General features: G+C 38.5%; 9 protein-coding genes. 5 read left to right on the forward strand and 4 right to left on the reverse strand.

Annotated features, from left to right (window positions below; genetic code table 11):
• A partial coding sequence (locus PLJ10_08720) for an alpha-galactosidase (GenBank protein HOK09728.1) occupies positions 1–1,831 on the forward strand: 1,831 nt, incomplete at its 5' end.
• Positions 1,832–2,056: 225 nt separating this feature from the next.
• On the opposite strand, the gene PLJ10_08725 is transcribed toward PLJ10_08720, so the two are convergent.
• From PLJ10_08725 to PLJ10_08735, 3 genes are read right to left on the reverse strand one after another with little or no spacing between them, the layout of a single operon-like run.
• Positions 2,057–3,304, reverse strand: a complete 1,248-nt coding sequence (locus PLJ10_08725) for an acyl-CoA dehydrogenase family protein (GenBank protein HOK09729.1) — start codon at positions 3,302–3,304, stop codon at positions 2,057–2,059.
• 29 nt (positions 3,305–3,333) lie between these two features.
• Positions 3,334–5,364, reverse strand: coding sequence for an alpha/beta hydrolase (locus PLJ10_08730; GenBank protein HOK09730.1), 2,031 nt, complete (start codon positions 5,362–5,364; stop codon positions 3,334–3,336).
• Between the two features lie 31 nt (positions 5,365–5,395).
• Positions 5,396–5,806 (reverse strand): PilZ domain-containing protein, encoded by a 411-nt coding sequence (locus tag PLJ10_08735; GenBank protein ID HOK09731.1) that lies wholly within the window; start codon positions 5,804–5,806, stop codon positions 5,396–5,398.
• 187 nt (positions 5,807–5,993) lie between these two features.
• On the opposite strand from PLJ10_08735, the gene PLJ10_08740 reads away from it, so the two are divergent.
• The 4 genes from PLJ10_08740 to PLJ10_08755 all read left to right on the forward strand — a co-directional run bounded on the left by PLJ10_08740 (position 5,994) and on the right by PLJ10_08755 (position 11,607).
• Positions 5,994–7,211, forward strand: a complete 1,218-nt coding sequence (locus PLJ10_08740; GenBank protein HOK09732.1) for a hypothetical protein — start codon at positions 5,994–5,996, stop codon at positions 7,209–7,211.
• A 58-nt stretch (positions 7,212–7,269) separates the two neighbouring features.
• A complete protein-coding gene (locus tag PLJ10_08745; protein ID HOK09733.1) occupies positions 7,270–8,739 on the forward strand; it encodes an oligosaccharide flippase family protein in 1,470 nt (489 codons plus the stop codon).
• A 40-nt stretch (positions 8,740–8,779) separates the two neighbouring features.
• A complete protein-coding gene (locus PLJ10_08750) occupies positions 8,780–10,213 on the forward strand; it encodes a transglutaminase-like domain-containing protein (protein HOK09734.1) in 1,434 nt (477 codons plus the stop codon).
• A gap of 425 nt (positions 10,214–10,638) precedes the next feature.
• Entirely contained in the window at positions 10,639–11,607 is a 969-nt protein-coding gene (locus PLJ10_08755; protein HOK09735.1) for a DUF1559 domain-containing protein, read from the forward strand.
• Between the two features lie 242 nt (positions 11,608–11,849).
• Here the strand turns inward: PLJ10_08755 and PLJ10_08760 are convergent, their stop codons facing one another.
• Positions 11,850–12,953 carry a trypsin-like peptidase domain-containing protein gene (locus tag PLJ10_08760; GenBank protein ID HOK09736.1) on the reverse strand — a complete coding sequence of 368 codons (1,104 nt, stop codon included), beginning with the start codon at positions 12,951–12,953 and terminating at the stop codon, positions 11,850–11,852.
• Between the last annotated feature and the right edge of the window lie 35 nt (positions 12,954–12,988).

The following is a 12,988-nucleotide window of genomic DNA, read 5'->3' on the forward strand; positions in this document are numbered from 1 at the left end:
ACCTGCAAATCACAATCCTGAAGAATGGATACGGGAAATAACAACTGAAAAGGGTAATGATAAAATAACTTGCATTTTGAAGCTAATACATATCAAGACGGGGCTTGTTGTGCGATATAAGGCTGTTCAATATCTTCATTTTCCAGTACTTGAATGGACTGCTTATTACAAAAATGAGAGCAATAAAAAGACCCCTATATTACAAGAGTTAAAAACAATAGATACAGTATTTCCTGAATTCAAAAATCAACAAATAATTCTGCATCGGAACAAAGGGGATAACTGTTCTGCGGATAGTTATGAACCTATTGATGAACCAATGAACCACGGCTCCGAAATTAACCTCGCAAATACAGGTGGACGCCCAACACAAACCACATTTCCCTATTTCAATTTTCAAAAAGACGATGGCGGTCTTATTTTCGTTATCAGTTGGGCAGGGCAATGGTCCTGTCGGTTTTACCGCGATACGGATGGAAGTTTACATATTCAGGGGGGACAGGAACTTACACATTTTAACTTGTACCCTGGAGAAGAAGTTCGCGGACCTATGGTTGTACTGCTATTTTATTCTGGGGACAAGCACCGTGGACAAAACCTATGGAGGCAATGGATGATACATTGTAACCTCCCAAAACAGGATGGGACACCACCTAAAGTACCCATGCTACTTTCATGTAGTGCCACTTCGGTAGAGGAAACATATCAAGAAAATACAGAAAGTCATAAAATGCTCATTCAGAAATATATTGACCGTGGCTTTCAATTAGATTATTGGTGGATTGATGCGGGTTGGTATCCTTGCGACAGGAACTGGCCCAAGACAGGCACATGGGTTATAGATGAAACAAGGTTTCCAGGTGGTTTTAAGCCAATTTCGGATTTTGCACATAGTAGAAATATAAAATTACTTGTATGGTTTGAGCCTGAGCGTGTCCATGCGGGCACATGGCTCGCTGAAAATCATCCGGAATGGATATTAGGTGGGGAACAAGGGGGATTGTTGAACCTTGGAAATGCTGAGGCAAGAGATTGGCTAACAAACTATATAGACAATTTCCTTACTAAAGAAGGTATTGATTTATACCGACAGGATTTCAATATAGACCCATTAGAATTCTGGCGGAAGAATGATACTCCAGACAGGCAGGGAATCACAGAGATTCAGCATGTGGAAGGATATTTTGCATACTGGGATGAACTGTTGCGTCGTCATCCCAATATGTTAATTGATTCCTGTGCCAGTGGTGGTAGACGCAATGATTTAGAAACTTTACGACGGGCTGTGCCTCTCCTACGAAGTGATTACATTATGGAGCCTATCGGCAATCAATGCCATACATGGGCACTTTCGGAATGGATTCCTTTCAATGGGACTGGAACATCCAAAACTTCCATTTACGAAGTTATGAGTGTCTTTACTTCCAGTTTTACCGCTTGTTGGAATCAGCGAGATGATACCATAGATTGGGCGATATTAAAGAGGCTAATAGATGACCGATGTATCTATGGGGAGTGCTATTATGGTGATTACTACCCATTAACACCATACTCCCTAAAACCCGATACATGGATAGCGTGGCAATTTAATTTACAAAGTAAAGGCAAAGGATTTGTTCAGGTATTCCGCCGAGAACAATCTGAAACAGAAAGTATGCGATTGCCTTTGTATGGTCTGGAATTAGACACTAAATACCACATTGCATCGCCAAGCAAAGAAGGTCAATCTTTAGAACTTACAGGAAAGGAATTAACAGAACATGGAGTCCCTATAACACTCCCTGAAAAGCCTTCCGCAATATGCCTCGTGTACGAAAAAATGAAAGGGTAAAATCCACCAAAAGGCTGTAGAATAAGATTAAGATGAAATTGTGTTACCATTAACGCACAAAGGACATAGAATGTACATGTATAATAAAAGGCGATATGCATATCTCACTTTAAGATAATGAGACATCCCTCCAGTGTAAGAGCACTTAGGCAAAAATGTTTATGAAAAACCTTTCACGTCATAAAAAAATGGTATAAGAGGGATATTTATATCGTCATGGAGGAATTACTCAAAAACTTTTTCCTCTATTTGGTCAGCATGTGGTGCATCGAGTTCGACATCTCTACTTTTGTTTGTCGCCTCAGGTCGTAAGGCTTCTTTGTACCATTCATTTTGAATAATCAGGTCCATAATCTCATTAGTGCCGACCCAAATCATAGAGAGGCGGATGTCACGGACAATTCGTTCTAATGGGTAGATATTCGTATAGCCAATACCGCCCATAACTTGCATACAATTGTTTGCGATAGTCCAAGCAGATTCAGTAACAAATTTTTTAGTTTGTGAAATCATTCGTCGTATTCGTCCTGGATGCACTTTTCCAGAATCGACTGCCCGTGCGGTGCTATACACCATAGCCCGTGAGGCATCAAGGAGCATAACACTGTCTGCCACTTTAAATCCGACCGCTTGAAAATTTGCAATGGGCTGTCCGAATGCTTTTCGTCGTGACGTATACTTTGTAGCAATTTCGATGGCTGGACGTACGGAACCGATAGTCATTGCGGAAGTCCCCAACCGCTCTGGTATCATATTTCGCACAAAGACATCGAATCCGCCATTAATGCCGTTCAAGGCAAAACGTTCTGGAACTTTCACTTCGTTAAGAATAAGCCTACCAGCACCTCCACCACGCACGCCCATTAAACCATAGATGTATTTTGTTTCTACCCCTTTCGTTCTGGGCACCATGAAGCATGTTAGTCGTTCATGGTCTTGTCCATCTGGGTTTGTTACTGCATAAACCATAAACCAATCTGCACCTTCCGCACCTACAATAAACCGTTTTTGTCCTGTAATAACCCAGTCACCACCTACTTTCTTGGCTTTAGTAGTTGCACCGAAGAAATCGGAGCCTCCTCGTGGTTCGGTTAGACATTCTGCGGTACATACTTCACCACGTAGAAGAGGGATAACTATCTCCTTTTTTAATTCATCAGAACCAAAGGCAACTATTGCCTCTGCAACAATATCTCCACCGACACCCCAGAGACACGCCAATGAGTAGCTCGCAACACCTACCTCCTCTGCAACGATAATGTCATCAACCCAGTTTAACCCACGTCCACCATATTCTTTTGGAATCCGTATTCCCAATAGGTTTCGTTTGCCAGCTTCTTTCAAAAATTCACGGGGAAACTGCACTTTATCTGCATCCATATCGAGAATTAATTCACGGGGAACCCATTTTGCAAATTCACGGGCTTCATCACGAAGTTTTATCTGCTCTTCAGTCATCATAAAATCGAACATTTTTATAATCCTTATGTTTGAGGTTCAAATCATGGGTTTGATTTTGCTATCTCCGATATAAAACCTTCAACTGCTGAAAATATTTGTTCTTTTCCAGAACTGTTTAATATTCCGTGTCGTGCACGATTGAACATAAGAAGTTGTTTTTGTTCTGAGCGTATATTTTGGAAGATAATTTGTGCACTGTCAGGATTAACCGTTTGGTCATTGGAACCCTGAATTATAAGGGCTGGAACGGTAATCTGTGGAAGGAGTTCCTCCGTTTGTTCCATCAGTAGCCGAAGTTGTCGCAATCCACCTAACGGATTTTTTTGATAGTTGATGTGTGGATTTTCGGGATGATGGTCAAACAGTTCCCAGCCACCACCACCAAATTTCTTGAGAACGACATTTAAGGTGGATATTGTAGGAACAAGATGAATAGCATAATTCTGCAGTTTAAGTGGGGCTGAGATACTAATTACACCTGCAATGTGATTTTGTTTATTCGCAGTGGCTGATAAGACAAGGCAACCGCCAGCGGAGAACCCGCATAAAAACACCTTTTCACAACAAGCGAGCATACATGCAATACCACGGTTTAAGGCATCATACCATTCTGTCCATGAAGTATTTGCAAGATCTAACGGTGATGTACCATGCCCTTTAAGTCGAACACCATACACAGAGTAACCACAGCGGTATATATATTCCGCTAATGCACGGACTTCCATAGGTGCTGATAGGTATCCATGGCAAAATACAACACCAACACGTGCACCAGAGACATGCTTGAAAAAAGGTTTTCCTACTTCCGCATCTTTACTCCATTCTGGATGGAAGGCTTTCATATAGTCATCTTCAAATATGTTTACATCAGAATAATATAAGTTTAGGGCACATCTTCTGGATAAAAATAGGTCGGGCACCCACTTAATTTTATTTAGTACCTTTTTATCTTGTGGGAGAACCGACTCACTATTTATAATCCTTAATTTTCGTAATAATCGGTATGGGTCATTGCGATATGCTGTGGTTGATGACGCAAAAACTCGCAATCCTTTTGTTTGTCTTTCACAATACCCACATTTTTGAAGAAAGTCGATAGTCTTATCCCATGGAGAAAACAATTCACCAGTTAAAATTTTATTGTAAACAGTTTTCAAGTCTTCAGCAATGCTTGATGATGTACTATTTATCGTATGTTCCAAAAGTAAGAGGAAGCGATTTCGAAAACTCTTCCACGTATATTTTAGGGGAAGCAAGGTCTGAATTAACGTAAAAAGAAGGGTTTCAAAATCAGGGGATGTTAAACCCTGAAATTTGCCGAACAATTGTTTAACAGATTCATCTGAGGCATTAAGGAGAAAATTCAGTGGGTATTTTACAAAAATTATCTCTAATAGATGTTTATCGTCAAGCAATGTATTTTCCGTGTCTATCGTTTTTAACGCACCGTATGCTAACTCTTCGTATGATATATCACAAATGCTATCTAAAGGATTGGAATTAAATACGGAAGGGCAAAAATGGGTATTGAAAATATAGATAGATGTTTCTTCCAAATTCTGGTGAATAGTCTTTCCTGAGGTTTCCTCTTTCGGATGTGTGCTCCAGAGAAGGTGGTATTCTTTCTGAATCTCGTCAATAAGTCCTCGAATACTTTTTATTCCGAGATGATACATCAAAGATTGTTCTTTATCCATAAATAAACCATAGGGAAACCACAGGAAATATATGTCCTTTTTTTGTTGGTCTTCAAGCCATTTTTGAGGTTCATCTAAGATTGAGTAAATATCCAGTCCTCTTTGCGCAATGTAATTTCCGAGCGGAGTGTCCAATAATCTTTTAGGAGCAATAATTTTAATTTCCCCTGCTAATTCCTTTGCAAATATGTACGGTATCATAAGAAACTCTGTTATGGAATAATATAAGGGGATAAGGAGCATTCGTCCTGAACGTGAACGATTCGGTGGTTCATACATCAAACAGCGGGTATTAAAATACTGGCTTCCTGTTTGCATTGCCCATGGTTTTAGAGTAAATACAGACCACTGATATTTTTCTGAGTTCTGCCACATTGTTTGCTTATTGCCTGCTCAATCTCATCTTTTATTTTTCTTTACTGGCATGACCGACTTCTGACGAATTGTAAATGAGCAAATGTTGTAGATGCTCTGCACTATCCGAATCTACTTCTTCAAATTTGATTCCCATCCCATCGGCTTCAATACGGACAACTGTTCCCTTGATATTCAATGCCTGCTTATCTTGCGTCCCCGTTAGAAATAGATGGATTCTCACAGGTGTATTTTTAGGAAACGTTTTTTCTGTTCGGAACCATAGTCCTTTCATACTTATATTTTCTGTTTGCCCTTCTAACAAGATACCATTCGAGAGACGCACTTCTGCACTCAAGCAAATATGGCATCGGGCATATTCCCTTAAATCCTGCTTCGGTAGTTCCGTTTTCGTCTCACTTATCTTTTGTTTATCTTCATCTCTTTTCTTAAACTTTGACATTTTTAACCTCCTTAATTCGAGGCGATTCTTTTTTATTCACTCTATTCACTCTATCATCATACCACAACTCTTCTCTAATTTCATCGAAATTGTTATGTTTGGTTTTGTAATTTATCATACATTTAATTATAATCATATAATCATCAAATTATCACAAAACATATATATAATAGGGATGCGATTATTTATGATACGGAGAATTATCTTAATCACTGTCATTTCAGTAATTGTAGTAGGTGCTATTACTGCATTAACAACGTTAACCATAGATGATTATTACACAGCGACTGCATTACTGGTCATGACACCAGTACCTCTTAATAGCAAAGATTACGTTCCGAGCATTTTATCTGAACGAGATGATATCCCCTACCGTGTTAGTTTTCTAACATTGAATGAAGTACCCACATTCCCTATGCCAGACTATGAACAAATATATACATCTGATGAAATCATAGAAAAGATTCTTTTATTCTTATCTAGCAAAGAGGAGTTTAAGAACGTAAAATTATCTCGAAGCAAAATTCGAAAATCTTTATCTATCAAATCGAAAATATTCTTTCAGGGGACAAATCAAATTCAATATCAGCGAATTATACAATTACAGTTCACTACAAAAAATCCAGAACTCTCCGCAGAGGTGTGTAACTACTGGGCAGAATTAGGTATGACAAAGATTGAAGAACTCCGTCAGGGACCAATAAAAGATGGTATCGCTTATTTAGAGAAAACCTTAGACGAGAAAAAAGCCAAGTTAGAAGCAAAAAGGAAAGCCATTGAAGAGTTGGAAGCAAACTATCATTTACCAAGTTTGGAATCACGAATTGGTGAATTAGAAAATCAGATTACATCCTTCAGAATTCAGCAAATAAATCTCACTCTGGAAATTGACCAACTCGAAAAAATGATAAGCATTAACAAAGACAGGCAAGGAACAGACATACCAAGAACCCCCATCCCTGGAAATGAGAATTCTTCCAATGCCGAATCAAATGGATTAGAAGATTTGAAAAAAGAACAACAATTAAAAATAAGTGAAAAAGAAGCCATACAAAAACAAATATCAGAATTAGAAACAGAACTGACTCAATTGCGTAAACTATTTGCTGAGAAAAAACAACAGAAGTTATCCTTGGAAAGTGAACAGATTCAAATAAAACAAATTTATGAAAACCTTAATACTACGTACCAATATGCACTTGCTAATTTAGAAAAATCTCAAAGCGAACTTCGATTTGCCTCTAAGGCATTAACACCTCGCCAAAAAGCAGGACCACCAAGAATAATGTATATTTTATGTATCATGGTGTTAACCGCAATTGCAGTACCAACCATTTACATTGGCGTTCTGGTAGCAAATTATTACTTAAACAAGTTTGAAAAAGAACTTTCTCTACCTACCTAATGTCATACGATATAATAACTTAAATAGACACAACCGCAAATTTCTTTAACCTATATTCATGAGCAACACGTTACATATACGGAAATCTGGCGTTTTGGAAGGGGCTTTTTGGTCCTGGTTAAGCACTGTTGTCAATCTTCTTGCCTTGCTAATTGTCGGAAAACTGTTTGCCATTTCATTAAACAAAGAGGAAGTGGCTGTCTTTTCCTTGTTGTTAGTGTGGTCAGATGGATTTGTTCTCTTCTTTGGTTACGGATTACAAGTATCTATTCCAAAACTAATCGGTGGAGCATCGGATGAAACCAAAGGTTATCTTTCAGAAACAATACTTACCTTTTCTATTATTAACGCTATCATTATCTCCCTGATAACATTCCTAATCTGGGGGCTTCTTATGTGGAGTCCACTACGGCCATCCATTTCAAATTCTTCATTACTCTTTTCTTATTTCTGGGTTGTCCCACTGTTATTTGTTGTTGGATTATTACGTGATATTTTACTATCGAATCTCTCAGGCTTTCAGGTATTCGGTAAACGTGCATTAGGGGTTACTATTGCATCTATCTTACAGGTATTATTCTCGGTCGTGGTACTCGTAGTCATGCAGGGGAAAATTATTTCGCTCTCCTTCGCTTACATTATAAGTTACCTTTTAACAGTCATCCTTCTTTGGTTCTCATTACCAACACAACATATATTTCATTTAGACACACAACATATTACATCTGCCATAAAGTTCAGTTGGATATTATGGATAAATTCAATATTAAACTATCTTGTGCAACGATTTGATACGGTAATACTTCTTTACTTAACAGGTAGCCCAGCACAAGTAGCACTGTATGAAATGGCAAAACGATTAATACATATCGTCTCACGTATGCTAAACTCATTACTCCTTCCATATCTTCCCCGCATTTCCGAACTCCTTGCAGGAAATCAACAACGGGAAGCAGAACAATTCTTTACTCAAGCCCAAAATGCAATCGCTATACTAAGTTTTGTCGGAATCATGTGTTTTCCATTTGTTCAAAAGATAGTTATCTTAGTCCTATTTTCTCGTGAATATTTGCAAATGGATACCATTCTAATCCCTTTACTTGCTGGTATTGTTATTGCAGTATTAACAGGTATTTCTGGACAAACTTTGATAGCATCTAATAGACCATATATTGTTACCATAACGAATATTGGCACAGTGGCTATTAATTTAGGATTAAATTTCTTGCTAATACCTCGATTCGGTATGATAGGCTCTGCCTGGTCTGCTTTAATAAGCTTCCTGTTTTCATACCTCGCACAAACAATATGGGTTAAAAGAACATGCATCCATTTCGAATGGCACAGAATCTTAATTCCTCAACTCGTTTTCGCAGTGTTCCTTATTAGTAACAGTTTTTTTAAAATGCCAATATGGTCAAATTCTTTATTCATTCTCGTTTCAATTATAATTACGTATTACTTTCAATTAATCCCATTCGAGTATTTATACCGAAGATTGAAATCACTTGTAGGACTGAAAACCTAAAAGGAATAGATATCGTTCTAATAAAAAATAAGGAGAAAAAATGGATACAAAATGGTCAATATTACAGTTAGCATTTATGCTGGTTTGTGCAAGTTCCATTGCCCAAGATACCATTAATCCAGCCCAGTTTGTAGGGGAACGCTGGTTCGGGCTATATCTTAACAATAATAAAGTAGGATTTATGCAACAAGCCCTTACTATTGGCGAGGGAGGCTTAGTCTATTTCACGGAAGATGGCACATTTCGCATGAACATGAGTGGAGTCCAACAGGAAATGCAGGTGCATTCTGTAAGGACATACGCCCATAGTGGAGAACTAGTCGCTATCGATTATAAGTTGGTAGATATACTCTCGACCACAGAATTCCATGCCAAAGTGGAAAATAACCAGCTAAAATTAGTCAAAACAATGGCAGGGCAAAACGTAGAACGCTACTTACCTCTACCACAAGAACACCTCAAAGATACCTTAAAATTTCAACTATGGATGCTTAAAAAACCAAAAGTGGGAGAAGAACTAACAGCCTTTCTATTTGAACCGCTCTATGAACAGGAATTGATTTGCATCTCCACTATCGCAGGAATAGAAGAACGATTCCTAAACGGCGTACCAACAAAGGTATACAAAATTAATACTAAGGTGAATATTCTTAACCTTGAACAAACCTCTTATGTCACGGAAAAAGGGCTCGTTTTAGAAGATATTGCTGGCGAAATCTTTACAATGCGATTAGAACCCAAAGAGGTGGCAACAGATATCCACTATAGTAATGACGTGCTTGTATCTAACGCTGCTATGATAGACAAGCCCATCGAAAAGCCTCGAGAACGCGAAACATTAAAACTCATCTTAAATGGTCCCTTAAACGACAACCATCTCTTCTGCGACGAACGCCAACAAATCGTTCAGGAAGAAGACCATTTCGTGTTTACAGCCAAAAAAGTAGACCCCAACTCCATACCTAAAATGACTCTGCCTATTCAGGAAGAGGAGGTTAAACGATGGACACAAGCAAGTAGCTTCGTTCAAAGCGACCATCCCGAAATGATTAAAACTGCAACAGAAATTATCAGTGCTACTACTGATGCATGGGAAGCTGTAAAAAAACTATGTTCATGGGTCAAAGATAATATGCGAACTTCCTATTCCGCACAGTTAACAAATGCCCTGGATGTACTAAAACACAGAGAAGGGGATTGCACCGAACACAGTCTATTGTTTGTAGGGCTGGCTCGAGCTATCGGCATTCCAGCACGAGAAGTAGCTGGACTTATTTATGTCGATTATCCTAAACCAGGATTTTACTTCCACCAATGGGCAAAAGTTTGGGTCGGAAAATGGATTGACGTTGACCCAACCTTTAACCAACCTCTGGTTGATGTAACACACATAAAAATAGGGGAAGGTGATATTATTGAGCAAATCAAACTTATACCCCTCGTCGGTAGAATCAAAATATCTACCGTAGATTAAACAATAAACAAAATAAAATTCTAATGGTGAGCAAACCTTCACTACCATTTTATATAACAAATTATAACCACACTTAAATCTACTTTCCCCCCTTAAAAAACATCCAGATAATCTCAATATTCGCACAATAAATCTATTCAAAAATAATTTTACATAATTAATTTTTTACGGTATCTTATCATAATACTATTTATAATTGTTTTTAATATGTAATTTAAATTACAATAAAAGATTAAATATTTAACTTTACAAAAATTTTTAATTATGTATATATTATTTAAATTATTTAATTATTGACTTGACAATTAAAAAATTATTAATTATAATAAATAGTGTTGTATTGTTGTGTTATTCATGTGCCCTGCATGAATAAGTCAAACGAAATCAACTGGGTTTTCAGGGCGAACCCAAGAAGGAGTTATCCTATGCGTAAAAAAGGTTTCACACTCATTGAGCTGTTGGTCGTCATCGCCATTATTGGCATCCTTGCGGCAATTTTATTGCCAGCACTTGCAAGAGCGAGGGAAGCGGCGCGCAGAAGCAGTTGTCAGAACAACCTCAAGCAATGGGGATTGGTTCTTAAGATGTATTGCAACGAAGCGAAAGGAGAACGTTTTCCGCCAATGTGCTTAACAGCGGATGCTCGTGTAGATTGTACTGCTTTCCCATTTCAACCGACAGGTGAAATTGGGATTGTGGCTGCAGGTCCGAATCCAAAGGTTATTTATCCTGAATACTTGACAGACCTGAACATCATGTTCTGCCCATCGGATTCCGCGGAGAAACCAGGATTACAAAATAACCCTGTAACAAATGAGCCAGATACAAACATTGCTTGTGACGATGCGGTTCGTGGAATGTCTATCATTGACTCCAGCTATAACTATGTAGGCTATGTTTTGGATCTATGCGATGCGGATGGCACAGACCCGCTAATTGACATATCCGGATTAGCGACCTTAATTGGAGCAAGTGGTATTACAGGGCTGGGTCCACAACAATTAGTGGAGGCGATGCTCTCCATCTTGGGCGCATACTTAGCTGACCCATACAATGGAGCCAGAAAGGTTGATGAAGATATCAGTGTCACACAAGGTTTAGGGAATGGTGGACAATCAACTATATATCGGCTTCGTGAAGGTATTGAACGGTTCCTTATCACGGATATAAATAACCCAGCCGCAACGAATGAAGCCCAGAGTGAAGTCTGGATTATGGCAGATACAATAGCCACTGATACAGGTGCATATAACCATATCCCAGGTGGGTCAAATGTTCTATACATGGATGGACATGTTGAATTCATGAGGTATCAGGAAAATGGTCCAGCACCGGTTAATGGTGCTGTTGCTCGTGTGATAGGCTTAATTTTAGCTTCTACAAATCTGATTTAACACTTCCTTCCTTTCGCTTCTGTAAAGCCCTCGCAAGTCCCCGGTTCAGAAAAGAGCCGGGGACGCCTTTTTGATTTCGGTACTTTAGTGATGTGAAGAAAAAGAGGCAGGCTATAAAACATATTCATTTAATATTGTATTTTTGATGCTTCTTAGCCACGAATATAATAAATGGGAAAAGTCAAATTATTTGATTTATTAAAACATTGTATGAACTTAATTCAGGGCACCGATAAAATTATTCACTGTTCATTTACTTCCTGAACTGTGAATTTCAGGGTCATTACTTTGCCCTCCCGAACAATTTTTACCTCTACGGGGTCTCCAATGAACAAATCCCAGTTAATAAAATCGACATCCAATGGGTCTTCAACCAGTTGCTGGTTTATCTCGGTAATAACATCGCCTGGGCGTAAGCCTGCTTTATAAGCTGGACTTTCTTTTAAGATGCGCGTAACAAATACACCTTTTTTAACTGGAATACCGAGTTCATGGAGAAGTCTCGGGTCAATTGAATCTAAAGACTCCGCCTTAAAACCGAACCAAGGGTCCCGACGTTTGCCGAATTTAATCAATTCTTCTGCTACACGTCTTGCTCGGGTTATAGGAATAGCAAAGCTTATTCCTTGATAGCCCCCCGTTTTGGAGATTATCATGGTATTAATACCAATAACGTCGCCTTTACTATTTACTAATGGACCTCCGCTATTACCTGGATTAATCGCTGCATCTGTCTGTATCATGTCTTGATACAATGTATTTCCTGAAATGCTTCGGCTTACTTTGCGGTGAACTGCTGAAACGACACCGACACTAACCGTGGGTCTTGGGTCTTTCATCAAAGAGCCAAAAGGATTACCAATAGCAATAACCCACTCTCCAATATACAAATTTTCTGAATCACCCAATCCTATATAAGGAAAATTATTTCCCTGTGCCTTCAGGACAGCAATATCAGTTCTCGGGTCAGCCCCGATAAATTCGACATTAAGTTTTTCACCACTGGAAAGGGTTACAGAACTTATTTTAGTTGCGTTTTCCAAAACATGATAATTTGTAAGGATATATCCATTCGGAGTGAAAATGAACCCACTCCCAATAGAGGTTATCTCTTGTTTCCGTATTGGGAAACCAAACAACTCGAAGAAAGCATCAACTTCATCTTCGGGCTGATATTCAACAACATTGATAGTTACAACTGCTGGTGATGCTTTTTCAACTGCAGTAACGATAGCGGTACGTCTTGAATCGCTTATGCTATCCTGAGAAAAGACTGTAAAAGTAATGAATATTAACAGACAACAAATTAATAATCCAGTCCGTAATAAACCGTTATAAAGACACATATATTTTTCCTTTTTTATAATTGTAGAAAAACATT

Origin of the sequence: Candidatus Hydrogenedens sp., assembly GCA_035361075.1 — a bacterium.
Taxonomy (GTDB): Bacteria; Hydrogenedentota; Hydrogenedentia; order Hydrogenedentales; family Hydrogenedentaceae; genus Hydrogenedens.

Bases quoted from the DNA above. Each gene is read 5' to 3' on its own strand.
- PLJ10_08730 (HOK09730.1), bottom strand. From the start codon at position 5,364: ATGTGGCAGAACTCAGAAAAATATCAGTGGTCTGTATTTACTCTAAAA.
- PLJ10_08755 (HOK09735.1), top strand. From the start codon at position 10,639: ATGCGTAAAAAAGGTTTCACACTCATTGAGCTGTTGGTCGTCATCGCC.
- PLJ10_08745 (HOK09733.1), top strand. From the start codon at position 7,270: ATGAGCAACACGTTACATATACGGAAATCTGGCGTTTTGGAAGGGGCT.
- PLJ10_08760 (HOK09736.1), bottom strand. From the start codon at position 12,953: ATGTGTCTTTATAACGGTTTATTACGGACTGGATTATTAATTTGTTGT.
- PLJ10_08750 (HOK09734.1), top strand. From the start codon at position 8,780: ATGGATACAAAATGGTCAATATTACAGTTAGCATTTATGCTGGTTTGT.
- PLJ10_08735 (HOK09731.1), bottom strand. From the start codon at position 5,806: ATGTCAAAGTTTAAGAAAAGAGATGAAGATAAACAAAAGATAAGTGAG.
- PLJ10_08725 (HOK09729.1), bottom strand. From the start codon at position 3,304: ATGTTCGATTTTATGATGACTGAAGAGCAGATAAAACTTCGTGATGAA.
- PLJ10_08740 (HOK09732.1), top strand. From the start codon at position 5,994: ATGATACGGAGAATTATCTTAATCACTGTCATTTCAGTAATTGTAGTA.